The 18867-nt window shown below is 74.6% G+C and carries 17 protein-coding genes and 2 pseudogenes; 12 read left to right on the top strand and 7 right to left on the bottom strand.

Annotated elements, in window-relative coordinates; genetic code table 11:
* Window positions 1–91: 91 nt before the first annotated feature.
* Entirely contained in the window at window positions 92–1018 is a 927-nt protein-coding gene (locus tag ACZ3J7_RS02045; RefSeq protein WP_465615872.1) for an NADP-dependent oxidoreductase, read from the bottom strand.
* A 181-nt stretch (window positions 1019–1199) separates the two neighbouring features.
* On the opposite strand from ACZ3J7_RS02045, the gene nadA reads away from it, so the two are divergent.
* A complete protein-coding gene (gene nadA / locus ACZ3J7_RS02040; protein ID WP_465615870.1) occupies window positions 1200–2381 on the top strand; it encodes a quinolinate synthase NadA in 1182 nt (393 codons plus the stop codon).
* Window positions 2382–2458: 77 nt separating this feature from the next.
* Here the strand turns inward: nadA and pspAA are convergent, their stop codons facing one another.
* Together pspAA and ACZ3J7_RS02030 are read right to left on the bottom strand one after the other, a co-directional pair.
* Window positions 2459–2752, bottom strand: a complete 294-nt coding sequence (gene pspAA, locus ACZ3J7_RS02035) for a PspA-associated protein PspAA (protein WP_465615868.1) — start codon at window positions 2750–2752, stop codon at window positions 2459–2461.
* 28 nt (window positions 2753–2780) lie between these two features.
* Window positions 2781–3572, bottom strand: a complete 792-nt coding sequence (locus tag ACZ3J7_RS02030; protein WP_465615866.1) for a PspA/IM30 family protein — start codon at window positions 3570–3572, stop codon at window positions 2781–2783.
* Window positions 3573–3777: 205 nt separating this feature from the next.
* Here ACZ3J7_RS02030 and ACZ3J7_RS02025 point away from each other — a divergent pair, with 205 nt between their 5' ends.
* Window positions 3778–4380 carry a DUF3043 domain-containing protein gene (locus tag ACZ3J7_RS02025; RefSeq protein ID WP_465615864.1) on the top strand — a complete coding sequence of 201 codons (603 nt, stop codon included), beginning with the start codon at window positions 3778–3780 and terminating at the stop codon, window positions 4378–4380.
* 224 nt (window positions 4381–4604) lie between these two features.
* Complete coding sequence (locus ACZ3J7_RS02020; RefSeq protein ID WP_465616546.1) at window positions 4605–5315, top strand: class I SAM-dependent methyltransferase; 711 nt, start codon at window positions 4605–4607, stop codon at window positions 5313–5315.
* A 16-nt stretch (window positions 5316–5331) separates the two neighbouring features.
* On the opposite strand, the gene ACZ3J7_RS02015 is transcribed toward ACZ3J7_RS02020, so the two are convergent.
* Window positions 5332–5532, bottom strand: a complete 201-nt coding sequence (locus ACZ3J7_RS02015) for a hypothetical protein (protein WP_465615862.1) — start codon at window positions 5530–5532, stop codon at window positions 5332–5334.
* A gap of 104 nt (window positions 5533–5636) precedes the next feature.
* Between ACZ3J7_RS02015 and cobU the strand changes: the two are divergent.
* The 7 genes and pseudogenes from cobU to ACZ3J7_RS01980 all read left to right on the top strand — a co-directional run.
* Window positions 5637–6185 (top strand): annotated as a pseudogene (gene cobU / locus ACZ3J7_RS02010) (bifunctional adenosylcobinamide kinase/adenosylcobinamide-phosphate guanylyltransferase); the annotation flags it as partial.
* Between the two features lie 11 nt (window positions 6186–6196).
* The gene (locus ACZ3J7_RS02005) at window positions 6197–7315 is read left to right on the top strand and encodes a nicotinate-nucleotide--dimethylbenzimidazole phosphoribosyltransferase (protein WP_465615861.1); all 1119 of its coding nucleotides are present in this window, start codon (window positions 6197–6199) and stop codon (window positions 7313–7315) included.
* Between the two features lie 125 nt (window positions 7316–7440).
* Window positions 7441–8223 (top strand): adenosylcobinamide-GDP ribazoletransferase, encoded by a 783-nt coding sequence (locus ACZ3J7_RS02000; RefSeq protein WP_465615859.1) that lies wholly within the window; start codon window positions 7441–7443, stop codon window positions 8221–8223.
* 224 nt (window positions 8224–8447) lie between these two features.
* The gene (locus ACZ3J7_RS01995) at window positions 8448–9944 is read left to right on the top strand and encodes a leucyl aminopeptidase (RefSeq protein ID WP_465615857.1); all 1497 of its coding nucleotides are present in this window, start codon (window positions 8448–8450) and stop codon (window positions 9942–9944) included.
* A 367-nt stretch (window positions 9945–10311) separates the two neighbouring features.
* Complete coding sequence (gene lpdA / locus ACZ3J7_RS01990; protein ID WP_465615856.1) at window positions 10312–11718, top strand: dihydrolipoyl dehydrogenase; 1407 nt, start codon at window positions 10312–10314, stop codon at window positions 11716–11718.
* Between the two features lie 58 nt (window positions 11719–11776).
* Window positions 11777–13633: a 2-oxoglutarate dehydrogenase, E2 component, dihydrolipoamide succinyltransferase gene (gene sucB, locus ACZ3J7_RS01985; RefSeq protein ID WP_465615854.1), complete on the top strand. Its 1857-nt coding sequence runs from the start codon at window positions 11777–11779 to the stop codon at window positions 13631–13633.
* A gap of 159 nt (window positions 13634–13792) precedes the next feature.
* Window positions 13793–14308: a DUF4240 domain-containing protein gene (locus ACZ3J7_RS01980; protein WP_465615852.1), complete on the top strand. Its 516-nt coding sequence runs from the start codon at window positions 13793–13795 to the stop codon at window positions 14306–14308.
* Window positions 14309–14358: 50 nt separating this feature from the next.
* Here the strand turns inward: ACZ3J7_RS01980 and ACZ3J7_RS01975 are convergent, their stop codons facing one another.
* Together ACZ3J7_RS01975 and ACZ3J7_RS01970 are read right to left on the bottom strand one after the other, a co-directional pair.
* The gene (locus ACZ3J7_RS01975; RefSeq protein WP_465615850.1) at window positions 14359–15264 is read right to left on the bottom strand and encodes a DUF2510 domain-containing protein; all 906 of its coding nucleotides are present in this window, start codon (window positions 15262–15264) and stop codon (window positions 14359–14361) included.
* A 102-nt stretch (window positions 15265–15366) separates the two neighbouring features.
* On the bottom strand, window positions 15367–15870 hold the full coding sequence (locus tag ACZ3J7_RS01970) for a GNAT family N-acetyltransferase (protein WP_465615848.1): 504 nt from the start codon (window positions 15868–15870) through the stop codon (window positions 15367–15369).
* A 67-nt stretch (window positions 15871–15937) separates the two neighbouring features.
* Here ACZ3J7_RS01970 and ACZ3J7_RS01965 point away from each other — a divergent pair, with 67 nt between their 5' ends.
* On the top strand, window positions 15938–16861 hold the full coding sequence (locus tag ACZ3J7_RS01965) for a TIGR01777 family oxidoreductase (protein WP_465615847.1): 924 nt from the start codon (window positions 15938–15940) through the stop codon (window positions 16859–16861).
* Window positions 16862–17274: 413 nt separating this feature from the next.
* The gene (locus ACZ3J7_RS01960; RefSeq protein WP_465615845.1) at window positions 17275–18603 is read left to right on the top strand and encodes an NAD(P)/FAD-dependent oxidoreductase; all 1329 of its coding nucleotides are present in this window, start codon (window positions 17275–17277) and stop codon (window positions 18601–18603) included.
* Between the two features lie 96 nt (window positions 18604–18699).
* On the opposite strand, the pseudogene ACZ3J7_RS01955 reads toward ACZ3J7_RS01960, so the two are convergent.
* Window positions 18700–18867: pseudogene (locus tag ACZ3J7_RS01955) on the bottom strand (IS982 family transposase); the annotation flags it as partial.

Below are 18867 nucleotides of genomic sequence, written 5' to 3'. Positions count from 1 at the left end.
GCAGGGCTCCACGTGTGCTGGGGGTGAGGGTGGTCGGGCCGGTGAGGGGACCGACCGCGCGGAGCCCATTGTCGCGGACGGCCGGGTCCGGTCAGTCCACCAGGAGGACGATCTTGCCGCGGGTGCGGCCCTCGGCGTTGAGGGCCTGGGCGGAGGCGGCCTGGGCGAGCGGGAAGGTGGAGGCGACCGGGACGGTCAGCAGGCCGTCCTCGGCGAGCCGGGCGACGGCGGCGAGGTCCTCGGGGTCGGGGCGGGTGAAGACGTAGCGGCCACCGCGGGCGGTGACGGTGTAGTCGACCACCGAGGCGATCCGGGCCGGTTCCTTGAGCAGGCCGGCGGAGGTCTCGACGGCGTCGCCGCCGATCAGGTCGAGCACGGCGTCGACTCCGTCGGGGGCCAGGGCGCGGACCCGTTCGGCGAGGCCGGGGCCGTACGCGACGGGTTCGACGCCCAGGCCGCGCAGGAAGGTGTGGTTGTGCTCGCCCGCGGTGCCGATCACCCGGGCGCCGAGGGCGGTGGCGACCTGGCAGGCGATCGAGCCGACGCCGCCGGCCGCGGCGTGGATCAGCACGGTCTCGCCGCGGCTCAGCCCGAGCGCGTGGACCAGGGTCTGCCGGGCGGTGAGCCCGGCGAGGGGTAGGCCGCCGGCCTCCGCCCAGTCGAGGGCGGCGGGTTTGCGGGCCAGGGTGCGGACGGGGGCGGCGACCAGTTCGGCGTAGGTGCCGTGCTCGACGACGTCCTTGCGGACGTAGCCGATGACCTCGTCGCCGGGGGCGTACTCGGTGACGGCGCCGCCGACGGCCTGGACGACGCCGGCCAGGTCGAAGCCCATGACCAGGGGGAAGTGGGTGTCGAGGACGCCGTCGAGGTGGCCTTCCCGGATCTTCCAGTCGACGGGGTTGACGCCGACGGCCCGGGTGCGGACGAGTACGGTGTCGGGGCCGACCTTCGGGTCGGGGAGCTCGGTGTACTCGACCACGTCGGGGCCGCCGTAGCGGTTGATCACGATTGCCTTCATGGCACCAGCCAACCCGACGGTGCGGCGGGTCCTCGCGTCGGAAGCATCCATCCCGGTGAGCGGTTCTCGTCACATCGACAGGACGGCCATCGTCAGGCTGACGACAACCGGTTATCATAGATAGCGTCAGATAGACGAGAAGGCTGGTGTCAATCCGGCCGCACCTGGAGGGCAGCCGCCCGTGACCACCACCACCGAGACCTACGGCACGGACCCCGCGCCCTCGCCGCTCGCCCTGCTGCTGCTCGGCCGGGAGGCCGACCCGAACAGCGAGCGCGGCGTGGAGTGCCCCGGCGACCTGCCCGCCGCCTCCGACCCCGACCTGGTGGCGCGCGCCCGCGCCGCGAAGGAGGAGCTCGGCGACCGGGTCTTCATCCTGGGCCACCACTACCAGCGCGACGAGGTCATCGAGTTCGCCGACGTCACGGGCGACTCGTTCAAGCTGGCCCGGGACGCCGCGGCCCGCCCCGAGGCCGAGTACATCGTGTTCTGCGGCGTGCACTTCATGGCCGAGTCCGCGGACATCCTCACCTCCGAGCGCCAGCGGGTCGTCCTGCCGGACCTGGCGGCCGGCTGCTCGATGGCCGACATGGCCACCGCCGAGCAGGTCGCCGAGTGCTGGGACGTGCTGACCGACGCGGGCGTGGCGGACGCCGTCGTGCCGGTGTCGTACATGAACTCCTCGGCCGACATCAAGGCGTTCACCGGCAAGCACGGCGGCACCATCTGCACCTCGTCCAACGCCAAGCGGGCCCTGGAGTGGGCCTTCCAGCAGGGCGAGAAGGTGCTGTTCCTGCCGGACCAGCACCTAGGGCGCAACACCGCGGTGCTGGAGATGGGCATCCCCCTGGACGAGTGCGTGCTCTACAACCCGCACAAGCCGAACGGCGGCCTGACCGCCGAGCAGCTGCGGAACGCGAAGATGATCCTGTGGCGCGGGCACTGCTCGGTGCACGGCCGGTTCAGCGTGGAGTCGGTGAACGAGGTCCGCGAGCGGATCCCGGGCGTGACCGTGCTGGTGCACCCGGAGTGCCGGCACGAGGTGGTCACCGCCGCCGACATGGTGGGCTCGACCGAGTACATCATCAAGGCGCTGGACGCCGCCGAGCCCGGCTCGAAGTGGGCGATCGGCACCGAGCTGAACCTGGTCCGCCGGCTGGCCAAGGCGCACCCGGACAAGGAGGTCGTCTTCCTCGACCGCACGGTGTGCTTCTGCTCGACCATGAACCGGATCGACCTGCCGCACCTGGTGTGGGCGCTGGAGTCGCTGGTCGAGGGCCGCGTCCCCAACGTGATCACGGTGGACGCCGAGACCGAGAAGCACGCCAAGGCGGCGCTGGACCGGATGCTGGCCCTGCCGTAGCGGTCCGGCGGGAGGACGGGAGGAGGGCGGGCACCCCGGTGGGGGTGCCCGCCCTCGTGTCACGTGTGGCGCCCGAACTACTCCGGGAGGCCGGGGATCAGTCCGTCGCCCTCGTCCCGCAGGAGGTCGCGGACCTGCTCCAGGGACGCCTCGGCGTCCGGCAGGATGAGGTCCGACGGCTCCAGCGACTCCGGCGGCAGCGGCGTGCCGACCTCGCGGACGGCGGCGAGCAGGCTGCCCAGCGCCGCCGTGAAGGCCGCCTCGTCGCCCGCCTCGACGGCCCGGAGCAGCTCGTCGTCCAGCTGGTTCAGCCGGTTCAGGTCGCCCTCGGCGACCTCGAACTGCCCCTCGCCCAAGACCCGCATGATCATGCTGGTGCTTCTCCCCTGCTCCCGGCGCTTACTTCTGGTAGTTGACGGTGGGCGGCGGCGGGGTGTCGTTCTTCCCCTGCTCGATCGCCTGCGGCTGGGAGGCGGGGCCGCCGCCGGTCAGCTCGGCCTTCATCCGGGCCAGCTCCAGCTCGACGTCGCTGCCGCCGGCCACCCGCTCCAGCTCGGCCTCGATGTCGTCCTTGCGGCCGAGGCCGCTGGCGTCGTCGAGCGCGCCGGAGGCCAGCAGCTCGTCGATCGCGCCCGCGCGGGCCTGCATCTGCGCGGTCTTGTCCTCCGCGCGCTGGATCGCCAGGCCGACGTCGCCCATCTCCTCGGAGATGCCGGAGAAGGACTCGGCGATCCGGGTCTGCGCCTGGGCGGCGGTGTAGGTGGCCTTGATGGTCTCCTTCTTGGTGCGGAAGGCGTCCACCTTGGCCTGGAGGCGCTGGGAGGCGAGCGTGAGCTTCTCCTCCTCGGCCTGCAGGGCCTGGTACTGCGTCTCCAGGTCGGTGATCTGGGACTGCAGGTTGGCCTTGCGGGTGAGCGCCTCGCGGGCGAGGTCCTCCCGGCCGAGCGAGAGCGCCTTGCGGCCCTGGTCCTCGTACTTGGCGGACTGCTGCTGCAACTGGGTCAGCTGGAGCTCCAGGCGCTTGCGGGAGGTGGCCACGTCGGCGACGCCCCTGCGCACCTTCTGCAGCAGTTCCAGCTGCTTCTGGTAGGAGTAGTCGAGCGTTTCGCGCGGGTCCTCCGCCCGGTCCAAGGCCTTGTTCGCCTTGGAGCGGAAGATCAGCCCCATACGCTTCATGATTCCGTCGCTCATGGGCCTCGATAGCCCCCTTCATTCGGGCCTGGGTTTGCGTCTCGTGACAGGTCGAGTGTATGCGCGGTGCGGGCACCGGCGCAGTCCACCAGCCTGCAACAATGCTGCTACAGCGGACGGCCGTTCGGCATCGTCCTCACGATCGATATCGGTTCGCGTCCGGGGGCGCGCCGGAAAGCCGCCGGTCAACCCGTACGCTGGGAGTGTGTTTCGACGCCGCTCTGATGAATCCGCCGCCTCCTCCTCCACCGTCACCCTGACGAAGGAGGACGAGAAGCAGGCCCGCGACCCGCAGGCTCCCAAGGGTCGGCCCACGCCCAAGCGCAGTGAGGCCGAGGCCAACCGGAAGACCCGGGTCACCGTCCCCAAGGACCGCAAGGAGGCCGCCAAGCAGGCCCGCGAGCGGATGCGCGCGGAGCGCGAGAAGCAGCGCACCGCGCTGCTGGAGGGCGACGAGCGCGCCCTGCCGCCGCGCGACAAGGGCCCGGTGCGGCGCTACGTCCGCGACTTCGTCGACTCCCGGTGGGCCGCGGCCGAGTTCTTCCTGCCGTACGCGGTCGTGGTGCTGGTGCTCAGCATCACCAAGGTCAACTACCTGCAGCTGCTCTCCACGCTGCTGTTCATGGTCTTCTTCGTGGTCGTCATCCTGGACTTCGTCCGGATCGGCTTCAAGCTGCGCAGGACCCTGGCCGAGCGCTTCCCGAACCAGGACACCCGCGGCGCGGTGATGTACGGCCTGATGCGCACCCTGCAGATGCGCCGGCTGCGGCTGCCCAAGCCGATGGTCAAGCGGGGCGAGCGGCCCTGACCGCGGAAGCCGTTCCGCCGTACTGGGCCCCGCCGGCGCAGCAGCCGGTCGGGGCCTTCGGCGCCGGCATCCCCGCGCAGCAGGGCTTCCACCCGCAGCAGGGCCCCCACCCGCAGCAGCAGGGCTTCGCGCCGCGGGGGCGGCACGGGCGGCTGCCGGCCCGCGGCGGGCCGTACCACAGCGGGGCCGGGGAGTGGCTGGAGCGGCACGGCGGGCTGCACAACCTGGTCCGCCAGGAGCTGGTCACCCGGCAGCTGGCCGAGCAGCTGACCCGCGGCATCGCGCTGCGGGTGCTGGACGTGGGCTGCGCCGAGGGCGTCCAGGCGCTGCGGCTGGCCCGCGCGGGCCACTTCGTCACCGGCATCGACCCGGACCCGGCCACCCTGGGCGTCGCGCACCAGGCGCTGGCCGCCGAGCCGCCGGAGGTCCGCGAGCGGGTCCAGCTGCTGACCGGGGACGGCCACCAGGTGGGCCGCTGGTTCGGGCCGCGCAGCTTCGACCTGGTGCTCTGCCACGGCACCCTGATGTCCCTGCCGGACCCGGAGCCGATGCTCGCCTCGGTGGCGCGCATCCTGGCCCCGGCCGGACTGCTCTCGCTGCTGGTCCGCAACGGCGACGCGCTGGCCATGCGGGCCGGGCTGACCGGCGACTGGCGGGCCTGCCAGGAGGCCTTCGACTCCACCCGGTACACCAACCGCCTCGGCCTGCCCGCCCGCGCCGACCGCCTCGCCGAACTCGCCGGCACGCTGGCCGGCTTCGCCGTCCCCGTCCGCCACTGGTACGGCGTGCGGGTCTTCACCGACACCATGCCGGACGAGGCGGCGCCGGTCGACGGCCGGCAGCTCGCCCAACTGCTGGACGCCGAGGAGCGGGCCGGCAAGCAGGACCCGTACCGGCAGGTCGCCGCGCTGCTGCACGTGGTCGCCGAGAAGTGACGGCCACCGGGGCCGGTCAGGCCTCGTGCAGGCTCATCGGGTAGACGTCCCGACCGTCCTCGACCAGGACGACCCGGTCCACCCCCTCGTCCAGCAGGGTCTTCCACTCCTCGCCGATCCAGGACTCGGCGTCGCCCTGGCTGGAGAACTCCTCGACGCCGTCGGCCGGCTCCACCACCGTGCCGTCGTTCTTCTCGTACCGCCAGATCCACACCATGCCGGGCTCCTCCGCGAATCGTGCCACTGGGACCGTGACGGTAGCGTGCCCACCCGGTGCGGGGGCGAAGCTCCGTCCGGCAGGATGATCGCATGGCACTCCCCCGCACCCTGCTGCTCGGCGGCGCGCGCTCCGGCAAGTCCACCCACGCCGAGCGGCTGCTCGCCGACCGCCCCGACGTGCTGTACGTGGCCACCTCCGGGCAGCGGGACGGCGACCCCGACTGGGCCCGCCGGGTCGACCTGCACCGGTCGCGGCGGCCGGACTCCTGGCGGACCGCCGAGACCTGCGCGCTGGAGGCGGTGCTCGCGGACGCCGCCGACCCGGCGCCGGTGCTGATCGACTGCCTGGCGCTGTGGCTGACCGCCGTGATGGACGAGTGCGGGGCCTGGGACGACGGGACCTGGCTCGACGGCGGGCAGGAGGCGGTCGAGGCCCGCTGCGCGGCGCTGGCCGCGGCCTGGGCCGGGACGGCCCGCGAAGCGGTCGCGGTCTCCAACGAGGTCGGGATGGGCGTGGTGCCCGCCACCGCCGCCGGACGGCGCTTCCGGGACACCCTGGGACGGCTCAACATGGCGGTGGCCGACGCCTCCGAACAGGTGCTGCTGGTGGTCGCCGGACAGGTGCTGACCATCAAAGGGGTGTCCGTGTAGATTGCCGAGCGATGGACACCACCGTGGATCTCGACACTTTCTCCTCGCTCGTCGAACGGCCCGACGAGGGCGCGCGGCGCGGCGCCGAGGAGCGCTGGCAGCAGCTCGCCATGCCGCGCGGCGGCCTGGGCCGGCTCCAGGAGCTGGGGGCCTGGCTGGCGTCCACCCGGGGCGAGGAGCAGCTCCGCCCGCTGACCGGCAGCCGGGTGCTGCTGTTCGCCGCCGACCACGGCGTCGCCTCGCTCGGCGTCTCCACCCTGGAGCCCCGGGGCGGCACCGCCGACCGGGTCCGGGCCGTGCTGGACGGCACCGCGCCGGTCGCCGTGCTGGCCCGCCGCTACGGCGCGGACGTCCGGGTCGTCGACGTCGCCGTGGACGCCGACCCGGACGAGTTCCCGGAGGAGGTCGTCCGGCACCGGGTCCGCCGCGGCTCCGGCCGGATCGACGTCGAGGACGCGCTCACCCCGGACGAGGCCGCCCGGGCCTTCCGGGCCGGCATGGCGATCGCCGACGAGGAGGCCGACGCGGGCACCGACCTGGTGCTGCTCGGCGACCTCGGGGTCGGCGCCACCACGGTCGCCGCCGTGCTGATCGGCGCGCTCTGCGGCACCGACGCCGCCGCCGTCACCGGCCGCGGCTCGGGCGTCGACGACCGCACCTGGATGGTCAAGTGCGCCACCGTCCGCGACGCGCTGCGCCGGGCCCGCCCGGTGCTCGGCGACCAGCTCGCGCTGCTCGCCACCAGCGGCGGCGCCGACTTCGCCGCGATCACCGGCTTCCTGCTGCAGGCCGCCGTCCGCAAGCTGCCCGTCGTCCTGGACGGCGTGGTCTCCGCGGCCTGCGCGCTGGTCGCCCAGCGGATCGCCTTCCGCGCCCCCGAGTGGTGGCGGGCCGCCGCGCTCACCGGCGAACCCGCCCAGGCCAAGGCCTACGACCGGCTGACCCTGACGCCCCTGCACGAGACCGGCGTCACCATGGGCGAGGGCGTCAGCGCGGTGCTGGCCCTCCCCCTGCTCCAGGCCGCCGGCGACGCCCTCGCCGAACCGGCCGCCGTCCCCAGCGCGAAGCCGCTCCCGCCGCGGGCGCCGGCCAAGCTGCCGACGGCGGCGGACCTGCTCGACCGCTACTGACTCCGTCGGGGCACGGGATGAACGGCGAACCGGCACGGCCGGAGGCGGGGATGACGGAGGGTCGCGCGGTGCGGGGCCTGGCGCCGACGGACGACGGGCGGGGACGGCCCCAGGCGGAGGGTTTCGTGGCGGCTCCTCCGGAGGCCGGGCCGGGCTCCGCGCGCCGGGCGGCGGACGGGGTGCGGTTCGCGTTCGGGACGTTGACGGTGCTGCGGGTGCGGGTGCGGCGCTGGGACCGGGTGGCGGGCGGGGCCGCGATGCTGTGGGCGCCGGTGGTGGGCGTGCTGGTCGGCGGGGTGGCGGGGCTGGCGGGGGCGTTGGTGGCGTGGCGGGGCGGGGGGCTGCTGGGCGGGGTGGCGGTGGTGGCGGTGGGGGCGCTGCTGACCCGGGGGTTGCACCTGGACGGGGTGGCGGACGTCGCGGACGGCCTGGGCAGCGGGAAGCCGGCCGAGGACGCGCTGCGGATCATGAAGCAGTCGGACATCGGCCCGTTCGGCGTGCTGACGCTGGTGCTGCTGATGCTGGCCCAGGTCGCGGCGCTGGCCGGGGAGTTCGCGGTGTCGCCGGCGCGCGGGGCACTGGCGGCGGCGGTGGCGGCGGTGGCGGGGCGGGCGGCGCTGGCGTGGGGGTGCCTGCGGTCGGTGCCGGCGGCCCGGCCGGGCGGGCTGGGGGCGGTGGTGGCGGCCACCGTGCGGCCGCGGGCGGCGCTGCTGGTGACGGTGCTGGTGGCGGGCGCGGCGGCGGCGGTGCGCTGGCAGTCGGGGGTCGCGGCGCTGGTCGGGGTGCTGGCGGCCGGGGTGCTGCTGCGGCGGTGCGTCCGCCGGTTCGGGGGCGTGACCGGGGACGTGCTGGGGGCGTTGGTGGAGACGTCGGCGACGGCGGCCCTGGTGGCGGCCGCGCTGCTCTGAGCGCGCGTCCGGTCCGTGCTCGTGCACGAACTCACGCACCGTCACGGACTGCGGCTGTTCGTGCACGGGGGTAGGCGGGGCGGCGCGATCCCAGTATGCGGACTACCATGCGGTGAGCACCCTGGCCTCGCGCCCCGTCTCGCCGCGGAGTCTGCCTGGGTTTCGCCGGTCGGCAACGGAGCCGTCACCGGCTGTGGACCGCGAAAGAACAGGACGCATTTGTCGTGACTGCACTGTCTGTGAGCACCTCCTCCGCCGTGAGCCTGCGGGCGGACGCCCTGGTGGTCGGTGTGGCGAAGGGCCCCAAGGGCCTGGTCGTCGCTCCGGGCGCCGAAGCCGTCGTCGAGGCCTTCGAGGGCAAGCTGGCCGAGGTCCTCACCACCCTGGGCGCCACCGGCGCCGAGGGTGAGGCGGTCAAGCTTCCGGCGCCGGCCGGGGTCAAGGCCCCGCTGGTGCTGGCCGCCGGCCTGGGCGCCGCCGCCGAGGGCGCGTTCGGCGCCGAGGAGCTGCGCAGGGCCGCCGGTGTGGCGGCCCGCACGCTGGCCGGTTCGAAGAAGGTCGCGCTGGCGCTGCCGGCGGTCTCCGCCGACGAGGTGGAGGCGGTCGCGCTCGGCGGGCTGCTCGGCGCGTACTCCTTCGGCAGCTACAAGGGCGAGGTGGCCAAGGCCCCGGTCGCCGAGCTGGTGCTGCTGGTGGAGCGCAAGGCCTCGAAGGACGCCAAGGCCGCCGCGGAGCGCGCCGCCGCGGTCGGCGAGGAGATGAACCGGGCCCGCGACCTGGTCAACACCGCCCCGAACGACCTGAACCCGAAGTCCTTCGCCGCCCTCGCGCAGACGGTCGGCAAGGAGCACGGCCTCAAGGTCGAGGTGCTGGACGAGAAGGCGCTGCTGAAGGGCGGCTTCGGCGGCATCCTGGGCGTCGGCGTGGGCTCTACCAACCCGCCGCGGCTGGTGAAGGTGGCGTACACCCACCCGAAGGCGAAGGCCTCGCTGGCGTTCGTCGGCAAGGGCATCACCTACGACTCGGGCGGCATCTCGCTGAAGCCGGCCGGCCACAACGAGACCATGAAGTGCGACATGGCGGGCGCCGCCGCGGTGTTCGCCGCCGTGGTCGCCGCCAAGCGGCTCGGCCTGCAGGTCAACGTGACGGCGTGGCTGGCGCTGGCGGAGAACATGCCGTCCGGCTCGGCCACCCGCCCGGGCGACGTGCTGCGGATGTACGGCGGCAAGACCGTCGAGGTGCTGAACACCGACGCCGAGGGCCGGCTGGTGCTGGCCGACGCGATCGTGAGGGCCGGCGAGGAGCAGCCGGACGTGATCGTCGACGTGGCGACCCTGACCGGCGCGATGGTGCTGGCGCTGGGCACCCGCACCTTCGGCGTGATGGCCAACGACGAGGCGCTGCGCACCCGCCTGCACGAGACTGCGGGCGCGGTGGGCGAGGCGTCCTGGCCGATGCCGCTCCCGGCCGACCTGCGCAAGGGCATGGTCGAGTCGACCGTCGCGGACCTGGCGAACATGGGCGAGCGGATGGGCGGCGGCCTGGTGGCCGGCCTGTTCCTGCAGGAGTTCGTCACCGAGGGCACCGCCTGGGCGCACCTGGACATCGCCGGTCCGGCGTTCAACGAGGGCGGCCCGTACGGCTACACCCCGAAGGGCGGCACCGCGAGCGCGGTGCGCACCCTGGTCCGCTTCGCGGAGGAGACCGCCGCGGGCAAGTGACCCGTCCACGCGTGGGGCCCGGCACCGGTGGGTGCCGGGCCCCACGTGCATTACCAGCCGGTAGCCGTCCGGGCCAATTCGATGCCGTGTTCGCCTCCGGCGAAAATTGATTCCGCAGGGCGGAACCAGGCAGGCGAAGCCCCCCGGACGGAGTACCTCCGCTTGCCGTTTTCCCGGCTGTGAGCTGCGACGATACCTCCGAGAACGGGTCATACCGCCGCCGCGCGGGTCGGGTCGGGGACGCCTCGGGCCACCCTCCGACGCCACCTGCCGCCAACAAGTGCAAAGATGTATTTCCGGCACGACTGGGCGCTCTTACAAGGGCACTCACCCACCGGACCGCGACCGGCCCGGCGATCCGCACCTTTTGCATGGAGGACGTGACGTGGCGAACGACGCCAGCACCGTTTTCGACGTAGTCATTCTCGGAGGCGGAAGCGGCGGTTACGCCGCGGCGCTCCGTGGCGCCCAGCTCGGCCTGAGCGTCGCGCTGATCGAGAAGGGCGAGCTGGGCGGCACCTGCCTCCACCGCGGCTGCATCCCGACCAAGGCGCTGCTGCACGCCGCCGAGGTCGCCGACGAGACCCGGGAGGCCGCCGAGTTCGGCGTGCTCGCCACCTTCCAGGGCATCGACATCAACGGCGTCCACAAGTACAAGGACGACGTCGTCGCCGGCCTGTACAAGGGCCTGCAGGGCCTGGTCGCCTCGCGCAAGGTCACCTTCATCCAGGGCGAGGGCAAGCTCTCCTCGCAGACCTCGGTGGACGTGAACGGCCAGCGCGTCGAGGGCCGCCACATCGTCCTCGCCACCGGCTCGGTGCCGCGCTCGATCCCGGGCCTGGACATCGACGGCAACCGGATCATCTCCTCGGACCACGCGCTCAAGCTGGACCACATCCCGAAGTCGGCGATCATCCTCGGCGGCGGCGTGATCGGCTGCGAGTTCGCCTCGGTCTGGAAGTCCTTCGGCGTCGACGTCACCATCGTCGAGGGCCTGCCGCACCTGGTGCCGCTGGAGGACGAGAACTCCTCCAAGCTGCTGGAGCGCGCCTTCCGCAAGCGCGGCATCAAGTTCGAGCTGAAGTCCCGCTTCTCCGGCGTCGAGTACACCGAGAACGGCGTCCGGGTCAGCACCGAGAACGGCAAGTCGATCGAGGCCGACCTGCTGCTCGTCGCGATCGGCCGCGGCCCGGTCTCGGCCGGCCTGGGCTACGAGGAGCAGGGCGTCGCGATGGACCGCGGCTACGTCCTGGTCGACGAGTACCTGCGCACCAACGTGCCGACCATCTCCGCCGTCGGCGACCTGGTCCCGACCCTGCAGCTGGCCCACGTCGGCTTCGCCGAGGGCATCCTGGTGGCCGAGCGGATCGCCGGCCTCAAGGTCGTCCCGATCGACTACGACGGCATCCCGCGGGTGACCTACTCCAACCCGGAGGTCGCCTCCGTCGGCCTGACCGAGGCCAAGGCCGTCGAGCAGTACGGCAAGGAGAAGGTCGTCACCCTCAAGTACAACCTGGCCGGCAACGGCAAGAGCAAGATCCTCAAGACCGCCGGCGAGATCAAGCTGGTCCAGGTCAAGGACGGCGCCGTCGTGGGTGTCCACATGGTCGGCGCCCGCATGGGCGAGCAGGTCGGCGAAGCCCAGCTGATCTACAACTGGGAAGCCCTGCCCGCCGAGGTCGCGCAGCTCATCCACGCGCACCCGAGCCAGTCCGAGGCCCTCGGCGAGGCCCACCTCGCGCTGGCCGGCAAGCCGCTGCACGCGCACGACTGATCGCGCCCCCGTCCCCGTTCATTCCTGTACGCAAGACTTGATAGGAGTCGCTGGAACCATGGCGGTCTCAGTAACACTGCCCGCGCTGGGCGAGAGCGTGACCGAAGGCACCGTCACCCGCTGGCTGAAGGCCGAGGGTGAGCGCGTGGAGATCGACGAGCCGCTGCTCGAGGTCTCCACCGACAAGGTCGACACCGAGATCCCGGCGCCGGCCTCCGGCATCCTGGCCTCGATCAAGGTCGGCGAGGACGAGACCGTCGAGGTCGGCGCCGAGCTGGCGATCATCGACGACGGCTCCGGCGCCCCCGCCGCCGCTCCGGCCCCCGCGGCCGAGGCCGCGCCGGCTCCGGCCGCCGCCCCGGCCGAGGAGGCCCCCGCGGCTCCCGCTCCGGCCGCCGAGGCCCCGGCGGCCGAGGCTCCGGCCGCCGCCGCTCCGGCCGCCGAGGCTCCGGCGGGCGACGCCACCCCGGTGCTGCTGCCCGCGCTGGGCGAGTCGGTCACCGAGGGCACCGTCACCCGCTGGCTGAAGGCCGAGGGTGACAGCGTCGAGGTCGACGAGCCGCTGCTGGAGGTCTCCACCGACAAGGTCGACACCGAGATCCCCTCCCCCGTGGCGGGCACCCTGGTGAAGATCCTGGTCGGCGAGGACGAGACCGCCGAGGTCGGCGCCCAGCTCGCGCTGATCGGCGCCGCGGGCGCGGCCGCCGCCGCCCCGGCCCCGGCCGCCGCTCCGGCCCCGGCTGCTGCTCCGGCTGCTGCTCCGGCTCCGGCTGCCCCGGCTCCGGCCGCTGCTGCCCCGGCCGCCCCGGCTCCGGCCGCTGCCGCTCCGGCTCCGGCCGCTGCTCCGGCCCCGGCTCCGGTTGCCGCTCCGGCCCCGGCCGCTCCCGCCGCCCCGGCTCCCGCCGCCCCGGCTCCCGCTGCTCCGGCTCCCGCTGCTCCGGCTCCGGCCGCCGCCGCCCCGGTCGCCGCCGCTCCGGCCGCGGACGCCGGTGACGCCTACGTCACCCCGCTGGTGCGCAAGCTCGCCGCCGAGCACGGTGTCGCGCTCGCCTCCGTCGCCGGCACCGGCGTCGGCGGTCGCATCCGCAAGCAGGACGTGCTCGCCGCCGCCGAGGCCGCCAAGGCCGCGCCGGCCCCGGCCGCCGCCGCCCCCGCTGCCGCCGCCCCGGCGAAGGCCGCCGCCGCGCCGTCCGCGCTGCGCGGTCAGACCGTCAAGATGACCCGGATGCGCAAGGTCATCGGCGACAACATGCTGAAGGCCCTGCACGAGCAGGCCCAGCTGACCAGCGTGGTCGAGGTGGACGTCACCCGGATCATGTCGCTGCGCGCGAAGGCGAAGGACTCCTTCCTGGCCCGCGAGGGCGTGAAGCTGTCCCCGATGCCGTTCTTCGTGAAGGCCGCCGCCCAGGCGCTGAAGGCCCACGCGGTCATCAACGCCCGGATCAACGAGGCCGAGGGCACCATCACCTACTTCGACACCGAGAACATCGGCATCGCGGTGGACTCCGAGAAGGGTCTGATGACCCCGGTCATCAAGGGTGCGGGCGACCTCAACATCGCCGGCATCTCGAAGAAGACCTCGGAGCTGGCCTCGAAGGTCCGCGGCAACAAGATCACCCCGGACGAGCTGTCCGGCGCGAGCTTCACCATCTCCAACACCGGTTCGCGCGGTGCGCTGTTCGACACCGTCATCGTCCCGCCGAACCAGGTCGCGATCCTGGGCATCGGCGCGACCGTGAAGCGCCCGGTGGTCATCGAGTCCGACGGCGGCACCGCCATCGGCATCCGCGACATGACCTACCTGTCGCTCTCCTACGACCACCGCCTGGTGGACGGCGCCGACGCCGCCCGCTACCTGGTCGCGGTCAAGGAGATCCTGGAGGCCGGCGAGTTCGAGGTCGAGCTCGGCCTGTAAGGCCCGCAGGGCAGTCGATCGGAGCCCCGCCTACCCGTCCCCGGACGGGGTAGGCGGGGCTCCGGCGTCCCCGGGGCGCGTCCGGACGCGTGCCGACGGGTGGAGACCACCGCCCGACCGGGTGCGGGCGGCGCGGCGATCGTGGAGGCTGGAGCGGTGATGGACGAGACGGGATTCTGGCAGCTGGTCGACGAGGCCCGGGACGCGGCCGCGGGCGACCCCGACGAGCAGGCCGAGGCGCTGGTCGAACGGCTGCTGCGGCTCACCCCGGACGAGGTGGTGGACTTCGCCCGGCAGTTCGAGGCGCGCTTCCAGCGGGCCTACACGGTCGAGCTGTGGGGCGCGGCGCACCTGCTGCTCGGCGGGGCCTCGGAGGACGCCTTCGACTACTTCCGGTGCTGGCTGATCGGCCAGGGGCGGGACGTCTTCGAGGGCGCCGTGCACCAGCCGGACGCGCTGGCCGAGCTGGTGCCGGACTTCGACGAGGACGAGGACGGCGACGGCGAGGAGCTGGGCTACGCCGCCGACGAGGCGTACGAGCGGCTGACCGGGCTGCCGCTGCCCGACCTCGGGGTGCGGCAGCCGCCGGTCGCCGACGGCCCGTCCTTCGACTTCGCGGACGGGACGGTGATGGCCGCCCGCTACCCGCGGCTGTGGGAGCTGTACGGGGACTGACCGGGTGGCGGCCGTCCGGGTGGGGGCGGCGCGACGGCCCGGGCGACCGCTCAGGCGACGACGACGCCCTGGATGATGTCCTCCACGACGGAGACGTCCGGGGCCTTGGGGTCGTCGTCCACGCCGCCGCGCATGATCACGTAGCCGGTGCCGTGCGGGTCGGGGACGGCGGCGACCACCACGTAGCCGGAGGCGCCGTCCTTCGGCTCGACGTACCAGCGGATCGCCCAGGCCTGGCTGCCCGCGACCGTGAGGGTGCCGGCCGACTCCTCGCGGTGGGAGCGCAGCTCGCCGAAGACGGTGGGGGCGTAGACGGCGATCTCCCGTTCGGCGGCGCTCTTCGCGTCGGCGGCGCTGACGCTCTCCGATTCGATCGCGAACTGGCCGCGCAGGCACAGCGATTCGGACTGCGCGCAGGCGTACTGGCCGGAGATCTCGACCACCGTGGTCTGCTCGCCGGCGGGCTGGGCGGTCCAACCGTCGGGCAGCGGGACGCCCCAGCCGTGCGTCTTGTCGGCCAGGGTCAGCCCGGGGGCGGGGGTGGTGGGGGCGCTGTCGTCGTCGCTGGTGCTCCCGGTCCGCTTCGGGGACGGGGACGGGGACCGGGACGAGGACGAGGAGGAGGCGGCCGGGCTGGAGACCGCGACGGTGAGGGTCGGGGTCGGACCGGCCTTCTCCGGGCCGTCGGGCCGCAGCGCCCACACCGCGGCGCCGACCGCGCCGACCAGCAGCAGGCCGGCGGCGACCGCGGCGACGACCACCGGCCCCCGGCGGCGGGGCGGCGGACCGGGCGGCCGGGCGGGCGGCGGGCCGGGGGCGAGCTGCCAGGCCTGGGTGGGGGCGTCGTTGACCAGGCCGGCCGGGCGGTGGGAGTCCGTCCAGGCGGTGCCGTCCCACCAGCGCTCCTGCCCGGTGCCGGGGACGGGGTACCAGCCGGGCGGCGTCGGGGTGCTCACGGCGGCTACCGTACCGTCCGGCCGCCGCCCCCGGGAGGCACCGGACGGTCACGAATCGGTCGGCGCGGGCGGTGTGTTGACGAACCGCCAGGATCCCGGCGGTCAGTCCAGCGCCCGGCCCATCCAGACGTCGTCCGCGTAGCCGCCCTCCAGCAGGAAGTGCTCGGGCAGCACGCCGAGCACCTGGAAGCCGCCCCGCTCGTACAGCCGGCGGGCCGGGGTGTTGTGGGAGAGCACCCGGAGGGTGATCCGGCGGGCGCCGTCGGCGCGGGCGGCCTCGCAGACGGCGGTCAGCAGGGCGTCGCCGATGCCGCGGCCCCGGGCCTCGGGGAGCACGCCCAGGCCCTGGATCTGGCGGACGTGCGCGTTGGAGGGCAACGGGATCTCCCGCACCTGGCGGACGTAGCCGACCACCCGGCCGTCGAGTTCGGCCAGCAGGTACTGGTCGGGGGTGTGCGACCGGTCGAACACCGGGGCGTCCTCCCGGCTGCGCGGGGCGACCTCGCTGACCGGGGACCAGATGGCGTGGTCGACGGCGCGGATCGCGCGCTCGTCCTCGTCCCGCGCCGGGCGGATGATCACATCGTTGCTGGGCATGGCGGTCATGCTAGAGCGCACCCTCCCTCCGGGTCTCCGGGGTTTCTGAGCGGGTGGACCGCGGCGGACTGGGAAGATGGCGGGCATGCGAATCGCGGTGACAGGCTCCACGGGGTTGATCGGGTCCGCGCTGGTGGACTCCCTGCTGGCGGACGGGCACGAGGTGCTGCGGCTGGTGCGGCGGCGCTCGCGCACCGGCCCGCAGCCGGACGGGACGGTCGGGGTCGGCTGGAACCCGCTGCTGATGCAGATCGACGCGGCCGCGCTGGAGGGCGTCGACGCCGCCGTGCACCTGGCCGGGGCGGGCGTCGGCGACCGGCGCTGGACGGACGCCTACCGGCGCGAGATCCGGGACAGCCGGGTGCTCGGCACCGAGACGCTGGCCGCCGCGCTGTCCCGCCTGAAGCGGCCGCCGCGGGTGCTGGTGAGCGCCTCCGCGATCGGCTACTACGGGCAGACCGGCGACCAGGTGATCGACGAGGGCGCGCCGGCCGGGACCGACTTCCTGGCCGAGGTGTGCACGGCCTGGGAGCAGGCCGCGCGGCCCGCCGCGGACGCCGGGATCCGGGTGGTGCACCCGCGCACCGGGCTGGTGCTCGACGCCGCGGGCGGCGCCGGGGCGCGGCTGCTGCCGCTGTTCCGGCTCGGCCTGGGCGGGCGGCTGGGGAGCGGCGGGCAGTACTGGTCGCTGATCTCGCTGGCCGACGAGGTGGCCGCGCTGCGCTTCCTGGTCGACCGGGAGGAGCTGTCCGGCCCGGTCAACCTGACCGGGCCCGCGCCCGTCACCAACCGCGCGCTGACCGAGGAGCTGGCCCGGCAGCTGGAGCGTCCGGCGGTGTTCGCGGTGCCGGAGTGGGCGCTGCGGACGGCGCTCGGGGAGATGGCCGTCGAAGTGGTGGGCAGCCACCGGGTGGTGCCGAAGGCGTTGACGGACGCGGGGTTCGCGTTCCGCGACCCGGACGCGGCGGCGATCGTCGCGGCGGCGCTCGGCGAGCGGTAGCGGCGGCGGCAGCGAGGGCGGCAGTCGCGGCGGCAGCGGGGCCCGGCGGGCGGTGGCAGCGGGCCCGGGCGGGTTCCTGACGGGGCGCCAGCGGGGGGCGCACGGGTGCAGTGGGGCGGCGCGCGGGGCGCGGGCGGTGACGGTGCGCGCCCGTTCCCGTTCCGCGCGCCCCGTTCGACGCACGGTGGGTGACCGCGCGGAGCCGCTGGGTGATCGACCCGGTGCACGGAGCCGATTGGGCGTCACCCGGTTGTCTGGAGCGGCGGATGACGGGGCATCACCAGTGCGGACCACGTCCCGGCCCCCCGCTGCCCGCCCCGGCACCCGTCCGCTCGCTGGCCCCTGCGCCCGCGGGCGCTGCCGCGCGCGACGGCCAGTCGCGGGGGGCTCCGCCAGGGAGGGAGCACCCACTCGTGCCCGCACAGGACTTCATCGGCCGCGCCCGCCGCGGCCCGTCCGGCGACCCCGACGCGATCGTCGTCGGCGCCGGCGTCGCCGGACTGACCACCGCCAGTGCACTGGCCGCCCAGGGCCTGGACGTCCAGGTGCTGGAGGCCACCGAACGCGTCGGGGGCCGGATGGCCACCCGCGAACTCGACGGCTTCCGACTCGACCACGGCAGCCACCTGCTGAACACCGACTACCCCGAGCTGGGCCGACGGCTCGACCTCGACCGGCTGGAGCTGCGTCCGCTCTCCCCCGGCGTCCTGGTGCACAGCGGCGGCCGCGGCTACCGGGTCGGCGACCCGCAGCTCGCCCCCGCCCGGCAGGCCGCCGCCCGCGGTCCGCTCGGCACCCCGCTCGACAAGGCGCGGCTGGCCGCGACGCTCTCCCGGCTCGCCGCGACGCCGCCCGCGCGGGTGCTGGCCCGCCCGGAGACCACCGCCGCCCGGGCGCTGGCCGACCGCGGGCTGCCCGCCCGCACCGTCGACGGCTTCCTGCGCCCGCTGCTGGGCGCGCTGCTGTCCGACCCGGCGCTCGGCACCTCCAGCCGGGTCGCCGACCTGGTGCTGCGGGCGTACGCGCGCGGCCGGCTGTGCGTGCCGGCGGCGGGCATCGGGGCCGTCCCCGCGCAGCTCGCGCGGCGGCTCCCGGAGGGCGCGCTGCGGCTCGGCGTCGAGGTCACCTCGGTCGGCACGGACGGCGTGACGACCGCCGCGCACGGCCGGATCCGGGCCCGCGCGGTGGTCGTCGCCACCGACGCGTCCACCGCGGCCGGCCTGCTGCCGGGCCTGCGGCAGCCCGGCTTCCACCCCGTCACCACCTACTACCACGCGGCGGAGCGCTCGCCGCTGGGCGAGGCCGTCCTGCTGCTGGACGCCGAGCGCTCCGGCCTCTCGCACTCGCTGGTGCTCAGCGACGCCGACCCCTCGTACGCCGCGGACGGCCGCGCGCTGATCGCCACCACGGTGCTGGGCCGCCGCGCCTTCGACTCCGGCGGCCCGGCCGGCGACGAGCCGGCGGTGCGGCGGCGGCTGGCCGAGCTGTACGGCACCGCCACCGGGGCGTGGGAGTTCCTGACCGTGCGGCACGTCGCCGACGCGGTCGTCTCGATGCCGCCGCCGCACCACTTCCGCCGCTCGGTCCGGCTGCTCGCCGGGCTGTACGTGTGCGGCGACCACCGGGACACCGGGACGGTGCAGGGCGCGCTGGTCTCCGGCCGGCGGGCCGCGGCGGCGGTGCTGCGCGACCTCGGCGTCCGGGCCGAACCGGAGCTCGCGGAGGAGGAGGCGGCGGCGTAGCGGGACGGGGAGCGGCGGGCGGCGGCCCGGGCCCGCCGCTCCCCGGGCCCGGGCCGGGGCCCTCCGGCAGGGCTAGACGAGTAGTTCCGAAGTCGGTCAGTGGTCGTAGGCGATGAGTGAGCGGGTGACGGGTCGGCCGGTGGTTCGGTTGTGCCAGATCGCGCAGGTCATCGCGAGCAGTCGCTGGCCGACCCGGGCGCCGAGGCCCTCGATGGTGCGGCCGCCGTGCTGTTCGAGTCCGAGTTGGCCCTTGAGGGTGTCGTT

The organism is Kitasatospora sp. NPDC015121 (assembly GCF_055562955.1).
This window is presented reverse-complemented; position numbering and strand designations above follow the sequence as displayed.

Bases quoted from the DNA above. Each gene is read 5' to 3' on its own strand.
- sucB (WP_465615854.1), top strand. From the start codon at position 11,777: ATGGCGGTCTCAGTAACACTGCCCGCGCTGGGCGAGAGCGTGACCGAA.
- ACZ3J7_RS02015 (WP_465615862.1), bottom strand. From the start codon at position 5,532: ATGGTGTGGATCTGGCGGTACGAGAAGAACGACGGCACGGTGGTGGAG.
- ACZ3J7_RS02045 (WP_465615872.1), bottom strand. From the start codon at position 1,018: ATGAAGGCAATCGTGATCAACCGCTACGGCGGCCCCGACGTGGTCGAG.
- ACZ3J7_RS01970 (WP_465615848.1), bottom strand. From the start codon at position 15,870: ATGACCGCCATGCCCAGCAACGATGTGATCATCCGCCCGGCGCGGGAC.
- ACZ3J7_RS02030 (WP_465615866.1), bottom strand. From the start codon at position 3,572: ATGAGCGACGGAATCATGAAGCGTATGGGGCTGATCTTCCGCTCCAAG.
- ACZ3J7_RS01965 (WP_465615847.1), top strand. From the start codon at position 15,938: ATGGCGGGCATGCGAATCGCGGTGACAGGCTCCACGGGGTTGATCGGG.
- ACZ3J7_RS02005 (WP_465615861.1), top strand. From the start codon at position 6,197: ATGGACACCACCGTGGATCTCGACACTTTCTCCTCGCTCGTCGAACGG.
- pspAA (WP_465615868.1), bottom strand. From the start codon at position 2,752: ATGATCATGCGGGTCTTGGGCGAGGGGCAGTTCGAGGTCGCCGAGGGC.
- ACZ3J7_RS01980 (WP_465615852.1), top strand. From the start codon at position 13,793: ATGGACGAGACGGGATTCTGGCAGCTGGTCGACGAGGCCCGGGACGCG.